We start from the raw sequence: 19,369 nt of genomic DNA on the forward strand, positions 1-19,369 counted from the left end.
CGAAAACAGGGGCAACGGGCTTGCAGAAACATGAAATCACGGAAAGGGTAACGATCAGGCCCCGGCAATCATCATGTCATCAATGCGGATGGTGGGGGCATTGGTGGCCATGCGGAAGCTCAGGTCACTGGCCGGGACCAGACGGGCGAACATGTCATTGAGATTGCCCGCCACCGTCAGTTCCGCCACCGGCTCGGCCAGTATGCCGTCCCGGATCATGAAGCCCGCCGCGCCACGGCTGTAGTCACCGGTAATGCCGTTGATGGCGGACCCCATCAGTTCGGTCACGTAGATGCCCTCTGCAATGTCCGCCATCAGCTCGGCGGGCGTCAGGCGGCCGGGCCGCATGTGCATGTTGCCCAGCGATGGCGCGGGCGGCCCTGACGTGCCCCGGCTGGCGCAGCCTGTGGGCGCAAGCCCGAGCTGCCGGGCGGAACGGGAGTCCAGCGCCCATGTTTTCAGCACGCCATCCTCGACCAGCGTGCGGGTGGCGGTCAGCATGCCTTCGCCATCAAACGGACGGGCACCGGGACCACGCACGCGGCGCGGGTCATCGATGATGGTGACGTCCGCGGGCATGATCCGCTCCCCCATCCTGTCCTTGAGGAAAGAGGTACCGCGCGCGATGGCGATGCCGTTGATCGCGCCCGACAGATGGCCCAGCATGCTGGTGGAGATACGCGGGTCCAGCACGATGGGTAGCCGGCCGGTGCGCGGGCGTACCGGGTTGAGGCGGGCGACCGTGCGTTCCCCCGCATTCCGGCCGATCAGGGCCGCGTCTTCCAGATCGGACAGGTGGACGGCGGAATGGTAGTCGTAATCACGCACCATCTTCGTGCCGCTGCCCGCAACCGCGCTGGCCGAGACGGAATGGCTGGTGCGGGCATAACGGCCGGAAAAGCCGGCCGAGGTCATCAGGATGATGTCCGACAGGCCAAAGCTGGCGGACGCGCCATTGCTGTTGGAAATGCCCGCGACCGACAGCGCCGCGTCCTCGGCCGCGCGGGCACGGTCGACCAGATCGGCGGTGCCGGGGGCTGCCGGGTCGAACAGGTCCAGCCCGGTGGCATCGGCAAAGCCCTTTTCCGCCGCGTCGCACAGCCCGGCAAAACGGTCCTCGGGCACGACGCGGGCCATGGCCACGGCGCGTTCGGCCAGCGTGTCGAACCGCGTGGGATCAAGGGCGGTGGCCGAGACAATGGCCGCGCGCTGGCCCACGAAGACCCGCAGCCCCAGGTCGCATGTCTCGGAGCGTTCAAGGTCCTCGGTGCGGCCGTTACGCACCTGCGCGCCATGGGCGGTGCGGCTGACGTATATGGCGTCCGCCGCATCGGCACCGGCGGCGCGGGCACGGGCGATCAGGGTGCTGATCAGGTCAAGCGGTTCGGAACTCATGCCGCCAGCGCTCCTGCAATGCTGTCAAGCGAGGGGACGTTGCTGACCGGCCCCAGCGAGGCCAGCGTCGGCCGGCCGCTGAAGATGCGGGTGGCGACGCGCTGCACGTCCGCGATGGTGACGGCGTCGATGCGCCGCACGGTCTCGGCTGTCGGGATCAGGCGATCGAAGATCTGGAGCTGGCGGGCAAGCTGCTCGCACCGGCTGCCCGTGCTTTCCAGCGACATGAGCAGCGAGGACTTGAGCTGTGCCCGCGCCCGCGCCAGTTCGGCCGCGTTGACCGTATGGCGCACCTTGCGCAGTTCCTCCAGTGTTACGGGCACCAGGTCGGCCACCTGTGCCTCGCCCGTGCCGGCATAGATGCCGAACAGCCCGCCCTGACGGAAGGGCGCGTTGAAGGAATAGACCGAATAGACCAGCCCGCGTTTTTCACGGATTTCCTGAAACAGGCGTGAGGACATGCCACCGCCCAGCAGGGTGGAAAGCAGCAGGGCAGGGTAATAATCCATGTCGCCATAGGGCATGGAGGGAAAGCCCAGCACGATATGCGCCTGGTCCAGGTCGCGTTCGCGCGTGAACGCCCCGCCCACGTAGTTGACGGCGGGCTGCGGCGGCACGGTGCCGGTGGGCAGGTCGGCGAAATGGCGTTGCACCAGATCCACCACGCGGGCATGCTCAAGGTTGCCCGCCGCCGCGATAATGGTGTTGCCAGCCGTGTAATGGGTGCCCATGTAGTTGACCAGCGTCGCGCGCGACATGCCCTGGATACCGGCTTCGGTACCCAGCGTGGGGCGGCCCATCGCCTGATCGGGGAAGGCGGTTTCCTGGAAATGGTCGAACACGATGTCATCCGGCGTGTCGTTGGCCTGTCCGATTTCCTGCAGGATCACGCCGCGCTCGCGCTCTAGCTCATCGGGTGCCAGGCTGCTGTGGGTCAGGATATCGCCAATGATGTCCGCGCCCAGATCAAGGTTTTCCTTGAGCAGCTTGACGTAATAGGCCGTGTGCTCGCGCGCGGTGTAGGCGTTGATGTGGCCACCCACATTCTCGATTTCCTCCGCGATGCCTGCGGCGGTGCGGGTGCTGGTGCCCTTGAAGGCCATATGCTCCAGAAAATGGGAGACCCCGTTTTCGGGCGTGGTTTCATTGCAGGTGCCCGCGGCGACATACGCCCCGAGGGAGACGGTCTCCACCCTGTCCATCCGTTCGGTCACGATGGTCAGGCCGGAGTCCAGTCGGGTCACATTGATCAGGTCGGTCATGCTGGTCCTGCGGGCGGCAGGATGCGCAACTGCATCCCTGCCGCCCCTTGTTTGCTTGAAAAATGGGAAAGGGGCGGTCAGCCGGTGGGCGTATTGGCCAGAACGGCGGCGCGCACCCGGTCCTCGATCACGCCCAGATCGGCAGGCACCACGCTGTAGCGCTCGGGCCGGTCATACAGGTCGGCCAGCGCGGCGGGCAGGGCGGGGCGGATGCCGGTTGCCTGCGCCATGGCATCGGGGAATTTGGCGGGATGCGCGGTGGCCATGGCCACCATGGGAATCCCGGCCTCACGGAAGGTGCGCCCCGCCGCGATGCCGATGGCCGTGTGCGGGTCGGCCAGATAATGGCTGCGGGTGTTGAGCGTGCGGATTTCCGCCTCCGTTGCCGCATCATCAAGCGACAGGCCATGGAACAGCGCATTGGCCCTGTCCCATACGGGGGTGGAGACCTTCATGACCCCGGTCTTGCGGAAGTCGGTCATGATGCGCGCGCATTCGGTGGCGTTGCGGTCCAGCAGTTCGAACAGCAGGCGCTCGAAATTGGAGGAGACCTGGATATCCATCGAGGGCGACAGGCTGGGCACCACGCCGTGGATGCTCATGTCATTCTCGTTAAGGAAGCGCGAGAGGATGTCGTTGCGGTTGGAGCCCACGCACAGCGCGCGGATGGGCAGGCCCATGCGGCGGGCGACCCATGCGGCCAGCACGTTGCCGAAATTGCCGGTGGGCACGGCAAACGACACTTCCCGGTCCGGCGCGCCCAGCGCAAGGGCGGCATAGACGTAATAGGGCACCTGCGCTGCGATGCGCGCCCAGTTGATGGAATTGACCGCGGAGAGGTGCATGTCGGTGCGGAAGGGCAGGTCGGCGAACATCGCCTTGACCAGGTCCTGGCAGTCATCGAACGTGCCCTGCACGGCCAGGTTGGTCACGTTGGGTTCCAGTACCGTGGTCATCTGCCTGCGCTGGACTTCCGATGTGCGGCCCTCGGGGTGCAGGATCACGACCTGCAGGCGCTCGCGCCCCCGACAGGCCTCGATCGCGGCCGATCCCGTATCGCCCGAAGTGGCGCCCACGATGGTCACCTTCTCGTTGCGTTCGGTCAGCACATGGTCGAACAGGCGGCCCAGCAGCTGCATGGCCATGTCCTTGAAGGCCAGCGTGGGGCCGTGGAATAGTTCCTGCACGAACAGCCCGTCCTCCACCTGTGTCAGCGGTACGATGGCGGGGTGGTCGAATCGGCTGTAGGCGTCGCGGCACAGCCCCAGCAGCACGTCATGCGTGATCGACCCTTCGGCAAAGGGGGCGATGATGCGGGCGGCAAGTTCCGGGTAGGGCAGGTCGCGCAGGGCACGCCACTCGGTGACCGGGAATTCAGGCCAGCTTTCCGGCAGGTACAGGCCACCGTCCTCTGCCAGCCCCGCCAGCAGAACGGACGAAAAATCGCGGACGGGGGCATTCCCCCGGGTAGAAATATAGCGCATTGCACCATCATAATCCCAACCGCCGCGCGCGCGAAGGGGGCGCATGCGCCGGCATGCGCAATTCCCCGCGTGGCGTGTCAGAATTTGGGCGGTGGCAGGCTGCCTGTATTGATGCGGTAGATATGCACCGGCCACTGTATGGCGTTCACGCCGCCATTGAGCGGGGCCGTGCGGTCAAGCTGGGCGGCAGGCACGTAAAGCTGCCCGTCCTTCGTGGCAAAGGAACCGCCGGGCCAGTGCAGGCGCGGGTCGGTCACGATTTTCTGGTAAACGCGGTCGGGCATCAGCCGGAAGATGCTGCCGGTGGACACGTCATTGAAATACAGCGTGCCATCAGGGCCTGCGGTAATACCGCCCAGCGGGGGTGTCTTGTACCACAGGGTCGGGCCTTCCTCCAGTTCGATGGGCGTGACCTTGGGGTCAACCAGGAGATCGGTATCCAGCTTGTAGACCGGGCCGCAGAGGGGTTCAAAATACAGCCACTGTCCATCGGCACTGATGTCCATCTGGCTTATGTTGACAATGGCGGTATGGCCCGCCGGGTTGGTGGCCACCTTGCCGTCCACCGTAATGGGCTGGTGGGCGGTCAGCGCCGGGGTGTGTTCCATCAGGCGGCGCTGGGTGTTGGTGTCCAGCTTTACCACGATCATGGCCGGAACCCCGGCATCGCCCACAAAGGCATGGCCGCGCGCCACCCGCATGGTGGCGGCGTAGCTGCCCGGGCGCAGCATGTCGGGGTTGAGTGGCCATGTCTGCAACACACGCTGGCCGTGCGTATCAAGCTTCACGATCTTGGGGCCGCCTTCCAGCGGCCTGCCAGCCGGGTCGGGCTGGCCGCTATCCAGCACCCACAGCGTGCCATCGGGCTGGAGCTGTATGTCAGAGGGCGCCACGAACCGCGAGGAGGGCGGGGCGGCGGGGTCGTTCCATGTGGCATCGGGGTAGGGCTGCGGGTTGCCGCCGGCGTCCAGCACCGCAAGGGCCGGGCCATTATTGCCCGCCCAGCGCGGCAGTTCGACCAGAAGCCGCCCGTCGGGCAGCACGGCCACGCGGTCCCATGCGCTGGTGGAGGACGAGGCGACGTCCTCCAGCGCTGCGGGCGGGTTGAGCGGGGGGGCCGGTTTGGCGGCATGGGCGGCAGGCAGCATGCCCGGCAGGCTGGCGCTACAGGCAAGGAGCAGGCCCACATGGCGCAGGCGGCGGAGGGCGGGAAGGGATTTCGCGTACATCGCGCGATATCTCGTCACGAACCGGGACGAATGGCAAGAGGATGATGCGGCATGCCCGCCCTGCCGCCAGCCGGTGGCCCGTTACGGGGCATGCCTGGACGCCTGTGCCGCATGCTGCCGGTCATGAAGGGGGCTTTGGTGACGCTTTTTGCAAAAGGCTTCGGGGAATGCCGCCTTTACTGGAAAAGGCGGCACCCTGAAATTTCAATTTTTCATCATGTATAGTGTGCTCAGGCAGTCTTTTACGCTTCCGCGCAGTACCGTTGCCGCAAATGACGCAGGTACGGCCCTGTATTGGGCACCGCCCCCGTGGCGTCGCGCACGATCTCCACCGTGGAGGCACCACTGCCGCGCGCATGGACGCGTGGACGCAGCCAGTCCAGCAGGGGGGCGAAATCACCATTGCCGATGGCGGGCATGATGGAGGGGGTGTCTCGTTCCGCCGCCTCACGCAACTGGGCCGCAAGGATCGCGCCCAGCGTATAGGTGGGGAAATACCCCCATGAACCCGAAGGCCAGTGAATGTCCTGCAGGCAGCCCAGCCGGTCCTCGGGCACTTTCAGCCCCAGCAGGTCGTGGATACGGGTGTTGAAGGCTTCTGGCAGGTCGGCCAGCTTCATCTTTCCCGCGATCAGCGCGGTTTCCATCTCGTAGCGCACAAGGATATGGGCGGGATAGGTCACTTCATCCGCATCCACGCGGATGAAGCCGGGGCGCACGCGGGTTACAAGGCGATGCAGGTTTTCGGGCGTCCAGGCCGCATCGGTCGCGCTGCCGCCAAAGGCCGCGCGCAGGCGTGGCGCCATCCAGTCCATGAAGGGCCTTGAGCGGCAGATCTGCATTTCCATGAGCAGGGACTGGCTTTCATGCAGGCTCATGCCGCGTGCCTCGCCCACCGGCTGGGCGCGCCAGGCTCCGGGCAGGCCCTGTTCGTACAGCGCATGCCCGGTTTCATGCACCACGCCCATCAGCGCGTTGAGACAGTCATCGCGCTCATAACGGGTGGTGATGCGCACATCATCCTCCGCTCCGCCGCAGAAGGGATGCAGGCTGACATCCAGCCGCCCGCGCGCCATGTCAAAGCCAAGGGCGCGCATGGTGTCGCGCCCCAGCTTCTCCTGCGCGGGAACTTCAAACGGGCCGGGCAGGGGCAGGGGGGCGGGCTGGCCTTTCTGGTGGTCCAGCGCGGTTGCGATCAGGTCGGGCAGTTCGCTGGACAGTTCGGCAAAGACCGGGTCGATGTCAGCCTGCCGCGTGCCCGGATCATACTGGTCCAGCAGGGCATCATAGGGGGAAAGGCCAAGGGCATCGGCCTTGGCGGCCGCGATTTCGCGCGTGCGGGACAGCACGGTCTGCAACGCCGGCAGCAGGGCGGCAAAGTCGCTGTCCCGGCGGGCGGTGCGCCAGGCCATCTCGCAGTGCGAGGCCGCGCGGGAGGCAGCTTCCACCAGATCGGACGGCACGGCTGCGGCATGGGCATGCTGGCGGCGCATTTCACGCAGGTTGGCGCGTGCCATGGCATCATCCGGCGCATCCGCCCGGTCCAGCAGGGCGGCCATGTCGGGTGCGGTCATGAGTTCGTGCGAGAGCACGGCAAGGGTCGCAATGCTTTCGGCCCGGCTGTGGCTGGCGCCGGTGGGCATCATGGTGTCCTTGTCCCAGCCCAGAATGCCCAGCGCGTTGCGGATGTGGCCCATGCGGGCAAAGCGCTGTCGCAATGTCTCGTAAGCCTGCTGGCTGGCGGTGCCGGACTGGATGTTCATGCGGGGTCCTGACTGAAATTCTTAACGTTCCGTCGCGTATGAACGACAGGGCGAGTGTGCGGGAGCCAGCCACGCCATGCAAGGGAACCCACGCGATGATGAATGCCGGATATGACCGCCAGAACCTGCTGGCGCAGGGCCATGCCGCCCTGCATGCGGGGAACGTCACGGCGGCGCGCAGCCAGTTTGCCGCAATAAGGGCCATGCAGCCTGACAACCCCGATGCCCTGCACGGGCTGGCCTGCGTGGCGCTGGCGGCGGGGCGGGCGGATCTTGCCATCGGCCTTGCGGGCAGGGCGTTGCAGGTTGCCCCACGGGGTCCGTTTCATGAAGTGCTGGCCCGTGCCCTGCTGGCGCAGGGGCATCCGCAGGCCGCATGTGCCGCAATCCGGCTGGCCTGCCAGCGCCAGCCCGGTCATGTGCCCACGTATCTGGCCTGTGCCGAGATAATGGAAGCCACCGGCGCGGTGCAGGAAGCAGCCCGGGCGTTCGCACAGGCGGCCCGGCTGGCGGGTTGCGGCAACGTGCCTGTACGCAGGCTGCATGCCGGTTTTCTGTGGCGGCGCGGGCGGCGGGCGGCGGCGATTGCCCAGATGCGCCATGTCATGAACCTTGCGCCGCGGGATGCCGTCATGGCCCATGAACTGGCCGAGATGCTGCTGGCCCATGATGACAGGGCCGGGGCCGAGACCGTGCTGCGCATGATTGTGGCCCACCACCCGGCGGATGCCCGCGCCTGCGCGCTTCTGGGTGCACTTGTCTTCGCGCGCGGGCGGATGGGTGACGCGGCCGGCCTGCTCCGTCGCGCGGTTGCCCGGATGCCGGAGGCGGAAAGCTGCAATAACCTCGGCCTTGCCCTTATGGCGCTGGGTGACATGGCGGGGGCCGATGCGGCCCTGTGCGCGGCCCTGCGCCTTGCCCCCGATGACGCGCGGATTGCCCTTAACCACGCGACCGGCCTGTTTGAAGGTGGCGCGGTACGCGCGGCCTGCGCCCGATATGAAGCCATGCTGGGGCGCGAACCTGGCCCTGATGGCGATACCCTGGCCCGTACCCGCTTCAATCTGGGTGTCGGCCTGCTGGCGCGGGGCGATCTGGCGCGGGGATGGGCGCTCTGGGAATCCCGGCTGGCGTTCATGCCGCCGCATCCGGCCACGACCTGCCTGCCGCAGTGGGACGGGCGGGCATTGCCCGCAGGGCGCAGGCTGCTGATGCATATGGGGCAGGGGCTGGGGGATGGGGTGCACTTCCTGCGCTACGTGCCGCTTGCGGCATGCAGGGTGCCGGTCGTGCTGCGTGTGCCCGCCGTCATGGGCAGGCTGGCGGCCACGCTGGATCAGGCGGGTGATCATGGAATTGAAATTATCACTCATGATGAATATGATGGATTGGACATTGCCGCGCAATGCGACCTGTTCAGCCTGCCGTTCCTATTGCGTATGCATGCCGTGCCCGCCTTTGCCCCTTATCTGGGTGAAGGGCGCTGGCAGCCCCCTGAAGAAGGGCGTGCCGGCCCCCTGCGCATTGGCCTGTGCCATGCGGGGAATGCAGCCTACCGGTTTGATGCACGGCGTTCGGCCAGTGTGGCGGACATGGCCCCGTTGGGGGATGTGGCGGGGGTGACGTTCATATCGCTGCGCCCGGCGGATGCGCAGGCGGGGTCCCTGCCTTTTATGCGGCATGAACTGCCACCGGATGCGGACCTGCTGGATACCGCGCGGCTTATTGCATCACTGGATCTGGTGATCAGCGTGGATACGCTTGTCGCCCACCTGGCGGGGGCCATGGGGTGTCCGGTCTGGCTGCTTAGCCGATTTGGCGGGGACTGGCGCTGGTCGGCGGCATTTGATGTGCAGGCGCCCGGTTGCGCGGTAGCGGGGCGGGCCGGTGTGCCGGGCCGGGTGCCATCACCGGCCCATGCACCAGCCAGCCAGTGGTACCCCACGCTACGGCAGTTCCGGCAGGCACGGCTTGCCCCACCCGCGCGGGCATGGGGGGCTGTGGTGGCGCGGCTGTGTGCGGCGCTGCGTTTTGCTTGCAGCCCGTCCTGAAATCGGGCTGCTCATGAAAAATGAAGGCTTCCGGGTGTCGTCTCTGTTCAGGCACGTGACATCTTCTGAAGCCTTTTGAAAAAAGCTTCACCAAGAACGTCTTGATGGTTTGAAGGATGTCAGGGCCGGCTTTTCACACGCTTTCCGGGCTTCAGATCGTGATGCTCTCCAGTTCGGAGGAGCGGCGCTGCGCCGCCGCTTCCGCTTCCTGCAACCCGGCCAGCAGGGTGGTGCGTATGCGGTCGAGGCGTTCCCTGTCCGTAATCTTGAGGCCGAACAGGTCCTTGACATAAAAGACGTCTACCGCCCGTACGCCATAGGTGGTGATATGGGCCGAGGCGATCTGCAGTTTCTGCTCGCTCAGTGCGGCCGTGATGTCATGCAGCAGGCCGGGGCGGTCACGCCCGTTTATTTCCACCACCGTGCAGGTATTGGAGGCACGGTTGTCAATCACCACGCGCGGCGGCACATGGATCGCGCGCATGCGCCGCCCGCTCAGCCTGCGGCCGCACTGGGCAATCTCGCGGTTGATGTCGATATGGCCCGTCAGCGCCTGTTCGATCAGCAGCGACAGGCGGCCAAGCTGCTGCGGTTCCTCGAAGGCGGCCCCGCCCGCATCCTGAATCCACAGCGTATCCAGCGCCATGCCGTTGGTCATGGTATGGATGCGCGCATCCACGATCGAGGCCCCGGCAATGGCCACCGCCCCCGCGATCTTGGAAAACAGGCCCGGATGGTCGGCGGCATAGATCGTGACTTCCGTCACCCCGCGCGCGGGCAGGGGCTGGGTCTCGACCGTAAGGGGGGAATGCAGCCGCTCGGACTCGGCAATCAGCAGGGCGTGGCGGGCATGGGTGTCATGGTCGAAGGACAGCCAGTAACTGCCATAGCCCAGCCCCATGAAATGCTGGACAGTGGCTTCATCCATCCCGTCTTCCATCAGCCACTGGGCGGTGGCGGTCTTGGCGCGCTCTACGCGCACGTCGCGCTCGGTGGTGGCAAGGCTGCCTTCCAGCACTTCGGCCACGCGCATGTACAGCTCGTTGAGTAGCGTCGCCTTCCACGCATTCCATACGCGGGGCCCCACCGCGCGCATGTCCACGATTGTCAGCAGCAGCAGCAGGCGCAGCCGCTCGGGCGACTGGATGATGTCGGCCAGGTCAAGGATGGTCTTGGGGTCGTCAATATCGCGCTGGAAGGCGGTATGGCTGAGCAGCAGGTGATGCAGCACCAGCCACGACACGGTTTCCGTCTCCTCGCTGTCCATGCCCAGTTCGGGGCAGACATACAGCGCGATCTGCGATCCGATCTCGGAATGGTCACCCCCCCGGCCCTTGGCAATGTCATGCAGCATGACCGCCACATACAGCGCCCGGCGGGAATGCAGGTTGCGCGCAAGATCGTAGGCAACGGGGATCTCGTCGGCCATCTGGCCATGTTCCACCCGGCCCAGGATGCGCAGCGCGTCGATGATGTGCTCATCCACCGTGAACACATGGTAGGTGTCGAACTGCATCTGCCCCACAACGCGCGACCAGTCGGGCAGCAGGCGGCCCATGAGCCCGGTCTCGTTGAGGATGTGCAGCCAGTAGGCATTGCCCTTGCGCCGCCCCTCATCCATCAGGTGGAAACTGGGGGAGGCATCGGGTGCTTCCGCCGTCTCGCCCGTGCGGGGGGTGCGGGCGGCGCGCTCGGGCGGGTCGCCACACATGAGGTCAAGGAAGATGCGCGCGGTCTCGGGGTCGCCGCGCAGGCTGGCGGCCTTGCGTTCCCAGCGGATCAGCTGGTGCATGGCCATGGGGTGGATGGGCAGCTTGCGCTTCTTGGCCCAGTCCAGCAGGCGCATCATCTGGATGGGTTCGTCCTCGAACGACGTGCCGCGCTGGGGCAGGATGCGGCCATCCAGCACGGTAAAGCCCGCGTCGCGCATCTGGCTGTCGGCTTCGGGTGCATTGGCAACCGGTCCCAGCGCCTGGCGCAGTACGGCGGGCTCCAGCACCAGGGTCAGGCGCATGACCTCGCGCACGGTCAGGAAGTAGTGGCGCATGAAGCGTTCCACCCCCACCTGCCGCCCATGGCGCGTATAGCCCATGCGGCCACCCACCACGGGCTGCACGTCGAATGTCAGGCGTTCCTCCGCCCGGCCCGATACGTAATGCAGGTGGAAGCGCACCCGCCACAGGAAGTCCCACGCCCGGCGCGCGCGCTTGGCCTCGGGTTCGGTCAGCAGCCCGAGTTCGCTGAAGCCGGGGGCCAGCAGGTCCGATACATGGCGGGTGCCGAAGGTGTAGCGGCACATCCAGTACAGCGTCTGCAAGTCACGCAGGCCGCCACGGCCTTCCTTTACATTGGGTTCGACCAGGTACGGGCTGTCCCCGAATCGCTGGTGGCGGGCGAAACGTTCCTTGCGCTTGTCGCTTATGAAGCGGTCGGCGCCCGCGCGCACGCAGGCCACGATGTAGCGGGCCTGGAACATCTCGAACAGCGACTCGCTGCCCGTCAGGATGCGGGCATCGAGCAGCGTGGTGCGGACCGTGGTATCGGCCTCCGCCTCGGCAATGCATTCATTGATGGTGCGCGTCGCGTGGCCGACCTTCAGCCCCAGGTCCCACAGGAAATACAGGATGTATTCCACGCAGGCCCGCACGTTTTCCACTTCCCCGTCGGGGGTAAGGAACAGCAGGTCGATATCGCTGAAAGGGGCCAGCAGCCCGCGCCCGTACCCACCCGTGGCCGCGATGGCGAAAGGGGCCTCGGGTTGCGAGTCGATGCCCGTCTGGCGCATGGCGAAGGCGGCCAGCACGCGGATCATCCCGTCCGTATAGGCGGCCAGCAGCTTGCCGGCTTCCGCCCCGCCCAGACGGTGGTGCTCGAACGCCTCGCGCACATGGGCCTGGTAGCGCGACAGGTGGCGGCGGACCAGGCCGATGGCTTCCTCACGCGGCGGGACAGGCCCGCCCTCACCGCTTCCGGGGGGAAGCAGGGCTGCGTGAAGGGCGTCTGTCATCGCATCGACAGAGGTGGCGGAGGAGGGGGCTGCGTTGGACATTGTGGCCAGGTGGCGTCCTGATATGTGGCGACGGGAGCAGGGAGTGTGCAGCCCTTGGTGGGGTCAGGTCCAGAGGTGTGTCAGGGTTTCATCAGTTTTTTGAGTTTATACAGCATTTCCAGCGCCGTGCGCGGGCTGAGCGCATCGGGGTCCAGTTCCGCCAGCAGCGCGTGCGCGGCGGGTGGCACGGTGGGGGCGGCCGGTTCCGCTTCCGCTTCGGTGCGGGGGGGCTGCTGCTCGAACAGTGGCAGGGGCGGGGCCTGCCTGCCGCGTTCCTTTTCCAGCATGGCCAGCAGGCGCCCCGCGCGCCGCACCACAGGTTCCGGCACGCCCGCCAGGCGGGCGACATGCACCCCCCAGCTGCGCCGGGCGGAACCGGGAACGACTTCATGCTGGAAGATCACCTGCCCCTTCCATTCCCGCACGCTCATGGTGTGGGGGGACAGGCGGGGCATGCTGTCCGACAGTTCTGCCAGTTCATGGAAATGTGTGGCGAAGATGGCCCGGCAGCGCAGGGTGGAATGCAGCGTTTCCAGCACCGCCCAGGCAATGGCCAGCCCGTCCAGCGTGGAGGTGCCGCGCCCGATCTCGTCCACCACCACCAGCGAGCGCGGACCCGCCTGGTTCAGGATGGCCGCCGTCTCGGTCATTTCCACCATGAAGGTCGAGCGCCCGCGCGCAAGGTCGTCAGCCGCCCCCACGCGCGAGAACAGGCGATCCACCACCCCGATGCGCATGGAAGCCGCCGCCACCGGCAGCCCCGCCTGCGCCAGGATGACGGCCAGCGCCGTCTGCCGCAAAAAGGTGGACTTGCCCGCCATGTTCGGCCCGGTCAGCAGCATGATGCGGTGATCGGGCTCCAGATCGCAGTCATTGGGTGTGAAGCGTGCGTTGCGCGGGAGTGCCGCCTCGACCACCGGGTGGCGGCCCGCGCGGATGGTGAAGGACGTGTCATCCACCACGGCGGGGCAGCACCATGTGCCGCCCCCGGCCAGCAGCGCGCAGGACTGCAGGATGTCGATGCAGGCCAGCGCGGCGGCGATGTCGGGCAGCGCCGTCTCGTCCAGGATCTGGCAGACGACCTGCGTGAACAGATGCCGCTCGCGCAGGGCCGCGTTCTCGGCCGCCTGCGCGATCTGCTGGTCCAGCGCGATCAGCCGCTCGGTTGAAAAACGGCTGGCGCTGGCGGTACCCTGGCGCATGATCAGGTCATCACGCCCGCGCAGGCGGCTGGCTGCGGCGGCGGGTACCTCGATCACGTAGCCAAGCTGGGCATGGTGGCGGATCTTGAGGCTGGAGACACCAAGGCTTTCGGCATAGTCGTGCTGCAGGGCCGCGATGACGCGCCTGCTGCCATCGCGCAGTTCGCGCTGGGCATCGAGCTCGGTGTCAAATCCGGTGGCGATGATGCCGCCATCATCCATGCGCGCGGGCGGGTTCTCGCTCAGGGCGCGGCCCAGCAGGGCCTCGAGTTCACGCGCGCGGTCAAGATGGCCCATGACCCCCGCCATGATGGGGGGCAGTTCCGGCTGCGCCCCCAGGATGCGCCGGATCGCACGCGCCACTTCCAGTGCCAGGCGGATGGCCACCGCATCCCGTGGCTGCCCGCGCCCGAGCGATAGCCGCCCCAATGCGCGCGCCATGTCGGGGGCGGTGCGGAGTGCCGCGCGCAGGTCGTCGCGTATGCCCGGCTTGTCCAGCAGCCATGTCCAGCCCGCCTGCCTGCGCGTGATGCGGGCGGGGTCGGTCAGGGGGGCCGCGATCCAGTCCGCCAGCATGCGGCTGCCCGCGGCGGTCACGGTGCGGCTGACCGCGGCGAACAGGGTGTGTTCCGTCGTGCCATCGCGCGTGCGCAGCAGGTCCAGGCTGGCGCGGGTCGCGGGGTCCAGGCCCAGCACGTCCTGGCTGTCGCTGGGGCGGGGGTGTGACAGGCGGGGCAGCTGGCCCGCCTGGCTGCGGCGGATGTAGTCGATGGCGCAGGCCGCGGCCAGTGCCTCCGCATCGCTGAAGGTGCCAAAGGCATCAAGGCTTGCCACGCCAAAGGCTTCGGCCATGCGCGCGCGGGCCGCGTCCACGCTGGCGGGGGGGACGACAGGCGTGCGGCGCGGGGCGAAATCACCCAGGTCCACGTTGTCGGCGCACAGGATTTCCGCCGGGTCCAGCCGGCCCAGCAGGTCGTGCAGGTCGGCCGCCGGCACGGTGGCGGTCTCGAACAGGCCGGTCGAGATGTCGATCCAGGCGATCCCCGGATTGCCGCCCCCGCGCGCGCCGGGGCAGATGATGGCGGCCAGCAGGTTCTGCCGCCCGGCCTCAAGCAGTTCGTCCTCGGTCAGGGTGCCCGGCGTGATCAGGCGCACGACCTCGCGCCGCAGCGGTCCCTTGGATGCGGGGCGGCCCTTGCGCGGCTGCTCGGTCTGTTCGGCCACCGATACCCGGAAGCCGCGCCGGATCAGCCGCGCCAGATAGGCCTGCGCCGCATGCACCGGCACGCCGCACATGGCAATGGGCTCCCCCCCATGCGTGCCGCGCGCGGTCAGCGATATGTCCAGGGCTGCGGCGGCGGCTTCCGCGTCATTGAAGAACAGTTCGTAGAAATCCCCCATCCTGAAGAACAGCAGGGCGTCGGGGTGTTCGGCTTTGAGCGCAAACCACTGCGCCATGGCGGGGGTGGCGCCTTCGGGGGATGGGAATGTCATTCCCGTTGTCTACCGACGGGGTGGAGGATTCGCCAGTGGGATCTGCCAGCGGGATGCCGGTGGGCTAGCCGGTCCGGCCCAGCCGCCGCCTGATCGCGGCCACGGCCTGCCCCACATCCGCCACCCCCAGCAGCTGCAGCGCCCCCAGATAGAGCGCCACCCCCAGCATGATCAGCACGCCCACATCCACCAGCCGCATGAGCGCCCCCGCCTGCATCGCCCCACCCAGCGGGGTCTGGCCCAGCACGACAAGCCCCCCGGCCATAAGGCCCGCGCAGCCCAGCATGCCCGCAAGCTGGCGTGCCAGCCCGGCATCGGGCAGCAGCGCGCCGCGCCGCATGAGCAGCCATGCCAGCACGCCCGCATTGACCATGGCGGCCAGACTGCTGGCCAGTGGCGGGCCGACATGCGCCAGCCAGTGCATGAAGCTCAGGTTGAGCACGAAATTCAGCACAAGCGTGCCCATGCCCACCAGTACCGGCGTGCGCGTGTCACCGCGCGCGAAGAAGCCGGGCGAGAGCACCTTGACCAGCACGAAGGCGGGCAGTCCCACCGCATAGGCCCGCAGCGACTGCGCGGCCAGCACCGCGTCATGCGCCGAAAACTGCCCATGCCCGAACAGCGCCATCATGATCGGGGCGGCGACCACCAGCAGCCCCGCCGCCGCGGGTAGCGTCAGGATCAGGGCATAGGATAGGGCCCGGTTCTGGGTGGTGTGCGCGCCCGCAATGTCGCCTGCCGCCAGGTACCGGGTCAGCACGGGCAGCAGGGTCGTGCCCGCCGCCGCCCCCAGCACGCCCAGCGGCAGCTGGTTGACCCGGTCGGCAAAATACATGAGTGACACGCTGCCCTCGGGCAGCAGGGTGGCGATGATGGTATCGACCAGGAAGTTGATCTGGGTAATGCCGCTGCCCACCAGCCCCACCCCCATGCGCGCCAGCAGCGTGCGGATCTGTGGCGTGATCCATGGCACGACCAGCCGCAGGCGCATGCCCGCCCGCCGCGCCGCGTAAAGCAGGATGCCGAACTGGATCACGCCCGATACGCTTACCCCCCACGCGGCGGCATGCGCCACATCGCCGGTAAAGGGGGGCAGGACGAGGATGGCCGCAATCCCCACCACGTTGAAGCTGACATAGGCCGCCGCCGCCACGCCAAAATGGTGCATGCCGTTCAGCACGCCGGATACGAGTGCCGCCCCGCAGATCATGAGCAGGTAGGGAAAGGTGATGCGGCTGAGCGATATGGCCAGCGAATCGCGCACGCCCCCGTGCGTGAAGCCCGGGGCAATCAGGCGCAGCACGCCGGGCATGAAGATCTCGCCCAGCACGGTCAGCAGCAGCAGCCATGACAGCAGCACGCTCATCGTCTCGCTGGCGAAGCGCTGGGCGGTCTCCCTGCCTTCGCGCTCCAGCAGGCTGGAGAACAGGGGTACGAAGGCGGCGTTGAGCGCGCCCTCGCCAAACAGGCGGCGGAACATGTTGGGCAGGCGGAAGGCGATCTGGTACGCATCCTGCGCCACTCCCGTGCCCAGCAGGGCCGCCAGCAGCTGGTCACGCACCAGTCCCAGCAGGCGGCTGATCATGGTCCAGCCGCTTACGGTCAGGAATCCCTTCAGCATGGCGCGCGGCGGCTGCGCGGCATCAGTGGTCCATCACCGCGCGTTCGACCGCCATGCGCACCCGCCGGGATTCGGGCGAGGTGACGGAAGTGAACCAGTTGACCAGCTGCCCGTCGCGCCCGATCAGGTATTTGTAGAAATTCCACCGCGGCAGCGACAGGAACCCGCCCTCACGCGCCAGCCAGCGGAACAGCGGGATGGCCTGTGGCCCCCGGACATGGCTTTTGGCGGCAAGCGGGAAGGTGACGTTGTAGTTGCGCTGGCAGAACGTGCCGATCTGTTCGGCCGTGCCCGGTTCCTGCGCGCCAAAATCGTTTGATGGCACGCCAATGACCGTCAGGTCATGGCTGCGCCATGTCGTCCACAGGCTCTGCAGGCCCTCGTATTGCGGGGTGAATCCGCATTTGGAGGCGGTGTTGGCAATCAGGATCGGCTTGCCCCGCAGCTTCGACAGGTCGATGTCGGGTCCGTTGAGGGCAGGCAGGATGAAATCGTATAGTGTGGTCATCGGGATGCTCGGTCTCGTATGCGCGCCGGAAGGACCGGATTGCAGGCTGCGCTGCCGGGGGTCAAGCCGCCTGTTTGCAGATGTGGGATGTATGGGGTGGTCGCCTCAGGCAAATTCATGTCCCACCGGCCGTGCCAGAAGCTGCCTGCTGGCGTCAGCCATGGTGGTCGTGCCCGCCAGCAGGCTGGCCACGGTGGCGATGACCGGCGCGTTCACCCCGTGGCGCCGGGCCAGGTCGTGCAGGGCGGGGGCGGTGGCCATGCCTTCGGCAACACCTTCCAGCGCATTGGCGGCTTCCTGCGCGGGGGTGCCGTTGCCAATGGCCAGCCCCAGCCGGTAATTGCGCGAGGCAAGGCCGGTGCAGGTCAGCAGCAGGTCCCCGATTCCCGCAAGGCCGGACAGGGTTTCCAGCCGCCCCCCCAGTGCATGGGACAGGCGGCCAAGCTCGGCAATGCTGCGGGTGATCAGGGCCGCGCGTGCATTTTCCCCCAGTCTGGCCCCCATGGCGGCCCCTGCCGCGATGGCCACCACGTTCTTGGCGGCCCCCCCGATCTGCACGCCGGTCGGGTCGTCACTGGCATAAAGGCGGAAGGCGGGGGTGGTGAGCAGGTCGGCCAGCCTGCGCGCCTGCGTGCGCTCGGCACAGGCCAGCACGGCGGCGGCAGGCAGGCCCGCGGCGACTTCATGCGCGAAATTGGGACCGGACAGCACGCCCAGCATGCTGTGGGGGAACAGTTCGGCCAGTACCTGCAGGGGCATGAGGCCGGTTGCCTGTTCGATTCCCTTGCAGCATGCGATCATGGGCGCGCAGGGCGGTACGGTGCGGGCTGTCGCGCGCAGGTGCTGGGCAGGGCAGGCCAGCAGGATCAGGTCGGCCTGGCGCGGCAGGGTGCCGGTAACCGTAATGGCGGCGGGCAGCGCATAGCCCGGCAGGCGCGGCATGACGCGGCCCGCGGACATGGTGGCGGGGTCGCGCGCCCACAGGCAGACCTCCGCCCCCGCGCGCGCGGCCTGCAGCGCAAGGGCCGTGCCCCATGCGCCTGCGCCAATCACGGCAATCCGTGCGGTATGGGTCATCCGTTCGTTCCCTGAGCATCGTGTGCCGTATTCGGCATTCTGGTGTTGCCTTATCGCAGTGCGCCTGTCCGGGTTGCGGTGCAAGGGGCTGTCTGCCGCCGCGATGTCAGGCGGGGATGTCGGTGCCTGTCGCGGTCATCCGCTGTGCTATCTCCGCCAGTGGCCAGCGCGGACGGGGGCGCAGGGCGATATCATCGGGTATGGGCAGTCCCGCCGCACGGCGCGCGCGCATGGTCTCGATCGCGGCCCATGCCACCATTACCGCGTTGTCCGTGCACAGGCGCAGCGGCGGGGCGGCGAAGGGCAGGTTATGTTCATGGGCGAATGCCCGCAGGCGCGCCCGCAGCACGCCATTGGCCGCAACGCCGCCCGCCACCACCAGCGTGGTGGGGCGTTCCATCATGTCCAGCGCGTGGCCAAGGCGGTCGATCACGATATCGCTGACCGCCTGCTGGAAGCCTGCGGCAATATCGGCGGCAAGCGGGCGCGGCAGGGCTGTCCGCACCTCGGCGGGCAGTTTCTGCGCCACGGCGGTTTTCAGGCCGGAGAAGGAAAAATCGCACCCTGCCCGGCCCATGAGCGGGCGGGGCAGGGCAATGGCATGCGGGTCGCCCTCCAGCGCCAGCCGTTCCACTGCCGGGCCGCCGGGCCAGCCCAGGCCCAGCATCTTGGCCACCTTGTCAAACGCCTCGCCCGCCGCGTCATCAATCGTGCCGCCCAGCCTGCGGTAATGGCCCACGCCTTCCACCGCGATGCACTGGCAGTGCCCGCCCGAGACCAGCAGCAGCAGGTAGGGAAAGGGCGCGCCATTGCCGGCCACGCCGGGCAGGCGGGGGCTGAGGGCATGGGCCTCGATATGGTTGACGGCAATGAAGGGCCGGTCCAGCGCAATGGCCATGCCCTTGCCCATGTCAGCACCCACGATCAGGCCGCCGATCAGCCCCGGCCCGCAGCTTGCGGCAATGGCGCCCAAGTCACGGGGGCGCAGGCCCGCCCGGGCCAGCGTGTCACGCACAAGGCCAGGCAGGGCGGCAAGGTGGGCACGGGCCGCGATTTCGGGCACGACCCCGCCAAATGGCACATGGCCGGATTGCGATAATGTCGTTTCTGCCAGTATCTCGCCATCCGCGCGCACGATGGCGCAGGCGGTGTCATCGCACGAAGATTCAATGGCCATAACGGGAGTTGGCAGATCGGGGCCTGTCTGTTCGGTATCGGGCATGGCGCAATTTAC

Annotated in this window: 12 protein-coding genes; 1 reads left to right on the forward strand and 11 read right to left on the reverse strand. The window is 67.5% G+C overall.

What is annotated here, in order from left to right:
- Positions 1–54 precede the first annotated feature (54 nt).
- From GWK63_RS03765 to GWK63_RS03785, 5 genes are all read right to left on the reverse strand, one after another.
- Positions 55–1,395 carry a TldD/PmbA family protein gene (locus GWK63_RS03765; protein ID WP_007399214.1) on the reverse strand — a complete coding sequence of 447 codons (1,341 nt, stop codon included), beginning with the start codon at positions 1,393–1,395 and terminating at the stop codon, positions 55–57.
- On the reverse strand, positions 1,392–2,657 hold the full coding sequence (locus GWK63_RS03770) for a M16 family metallopeptidase (protein WP_007399215.1): 1,266 nt from the start codon (positions 2,655–2,657) through the stop codon (positions 1,392–1,394). Before GWK63_RS03770 ends, GWK63_RS03765 begins: the two co-directional genes overlap by 4 nt.
- A gap of 77 nt (positions 2,658–2,734) precedes the next feature.
- Positions 2,735–4,141 (reverse strand): threonine synthase, encoded by a 1,407-nt coding sequence (gene thrC, locus GWK63_RS03775; RefSeq protein WP_007399216.1) that lies wholly within the window; start codon positions 4,139–4,141, stop codon positions 2,735–2,737.
- 77 nt (positions 4,142–4,218) lie between these two features.
- The gene (locus tag GWK63_RS03780) at positions 4,219–5,370 is read right to left on the reverse strand and encodes an L-dopachrome tautomerase-related protein (RefSeq protein ID WP_039999361.1); all 1,152 of its coding nucleotides are present in this window, start codon (positions 5,368–5,370) and stop codon (positions 4,219–4,221) included.
- Positions 5,371–5,612: 242 nt separating this feature from the next.
- The gene (locus GWK63_RS03785; RefSeq protein ID WP_007399219.1) at positions 5,613–7,133 is read right to left on the reverse strand and encodes a carboxypeptidase M32; all 1,521 of its coding nucleotides are present in this window, start codon (positions 7,131–7,133) and stop codon (positions 5,613–5,615) included.
- Between the two features lie 95 nt (positions 7,134–7,228).
- Here GWK63_RS03785 and GWK63_RS03790 point away from each other — a divergent pair, with 95 nt between their 5' ends.
- Positions 7,229–9,184, forward strand: a complete 1,956-nt coding sequence (locus tag GWK63_RS03790) for a tetratricopeptide repeat protein (protein ID WP_007399220.1) — start codon at positions 7,229–7,231, stop codon at positions 9,182–9,184.
- A 151-nt stretch (positions 9,185–9,335) separates the two neighbouring features.
- On the opposite strand, the gene GWK63_RS03795 is transcribed toward GWK63_RS03790, so the two are convergent.
- The 6 genes from GWK63_RS03795 to tsaD form a co-directional block, all read right to left on the reverse strand.
- Positions 9,336–12,233, reverse strand: a complete 2,898-nt coding sequence (locus GWK63_RS03795) for a [protein-PII] uridylyltransferase (protein WP_039999363.1) — start codon at positions 12,231–12,233, stop codon at positions 9,336–9,338.
- Positions 12,234–12,313: 80 nt separating this feature from the next.
- Positions 12,314–14,929, reverse strand: coding sequence for a DNA mismatch repair protein MutS (gene mutS, locus GWK63_RS03800; RefSeq protein WP_099963264.1), 2,616 nt, complete (start codon positions 14,927–14,929; stop codon positions 12,314–12,316).
- 64 nt (positions 14,930–14,993) lie between these two features.
- Positions 14,994–16,550 (reverse strand): murein biosynthesis integral membrane protein MurJ, encoded by a 1,557-nt coding sequence (gene murJ, locus GWK63_RS03805; protein WP_039999365.1) that lies wholly within the window; start codon positions 16,548–16,550, stop codon positions 14,994–14,996.
- Between the two features lie 22 nt (positions 16,551–16,572).
- On the reverse strand, positions 16,573–17,058 hold the full coding sequence (locus tag GWK63_RS03810) for a glutathione peroxidase (protein ID WP_007399225.1): 486 nt from the start codon (positions 17,056–17,058) through the stop codon (positions 16,573–16,575).
- Positions 17,059–17,163: 105 nt separating this feature from the next.
- Entirely contained in the window at positions 17,164–18,135 is a 972-nt protein-coding gene (locus tag GWK63_RS03815; protein ID WP_007399226.1) for an NAD(P)H-dependent glycerol-3-phosphate dehydrogenase, read from the reverse strand.
- 106 nt (positions 18,136–18,241) lie between these two features.
- Positions 18,242–19,357 (reverse strand): tRNA (adenosine(37)-N6)-threonylcarbamoyltransferase complex transferase subunit TsaD, encoded by a 1,116-nt coding sequence (gene tsaD, locus GWK63_RS03820; RefSeq protein ID WP_007399227.1) that lies wholly within the window; start codon positions 19,355–19,357, stop codon positions 18,242–18,244.
- Between the last annotated feature and the right edge of the window lie 12 nt (positions 19,358–19,369).

This window comes from Komagataeibacter rhaeticus (genome assembly GCF_011611525.1).
Lineage (GTDB): Bacteria > Pseudomonadota > Alphaproteobacteria > Acetobacterales > Acetobacteraceae > Komagataeibacter > Komagataeibacter rhaeticus.

What these genes read in the sequence shown, in the direction of transcription:
- murJ (WP_039999365.1), bottom strand. Translation starts at nt 16,550, where the DNA reads ATGCTGAAGGGATTCCTGACCGTAAGCGGCTGGACCATGATCAGCCGC.
- GWK63_RS03815 (WP_007399226.1), bottom strand. Translation starts at nt 18,135, where the DNA reads ATGACCCATACCGCACGGATTGCCGTGATTGGCGCAGGCGCATGGGGC.
- tsaD (WP_007399227.1), bottom strand. Translation starts at nt 19,357, where the DNA reads ATGCCCGATACCGAACAGACAGGCCCCGATCTGCCAACTCCCGTTATG.
- GWK63_RS03780 (WP_039999361.1), bottom strand. Translation starts at nt 5,370, where the DNA reads ATGTACGCGAAATCCCTTCCCGCCCTCCGCCGCCTGCGCCATGTGGGC.
- GWK63_RS03785 (WP_007399219.1), bottom strand. Translation starts at nt 7,133, where the DNA reads ATGAACATCCAGTCCGGCACCGCCAGCCAGCAGGCTTACGAGACATTG.
- GWK63_RS03770 (WP_007399215.1), bottom strand. Translation starts at nt 2,657, where the DNA reads ATGACCGACCTGATCAATGTGACCCGACTGGACTCCGGCCTGACCATC.
- GWK63_RS03795 (WP_039999363.1), bottom strand. Translation starts at nt 12,233, where the DNA reads ATGTCCAACGCAGCCCCCTCCTCCGCCACCTCTGTCGATGCGATGACA.
- GWK63_RS03765 (WP_007399214.1), bottom strand. Translation starts at nt 1,395, where the DNA reads ATGAGTTCCGAACCGCTTGACCTGATCAGCACCCTGATCGCCCGTGCC.
- GWK63_RS03790 (WP_007399220.1), top strand. Translation starts at nt 7,229, where the DNA reads ATGATGAATGCCGGATATGACCGCCAGAACCTGCTGGCGCAGGGCCAT.
- thrC (WP_007399216.1), bottom strand. Translation starts at nt 4,141, where the DNA reads ATGCGCTATATTTCTACCCGGGGGAATGCCCCCGTCCGCGATTTTTCG.
- GWK63_RS03810 (WP_007399225.1), bottom strand. Translation starts at nt 17,058, where the DNA reads ATGACCACACTATACGATTTCATCCTGCCTGCCCTCAACGGACCCGAC.
- mutS (WP_099963264.1), bottom strand. Translation starts at nt 14,929, where the DNA reads ATGACATTCCCATCCCCCGAAGGCGCCACCCCCGCCATGGCGCAGTGG.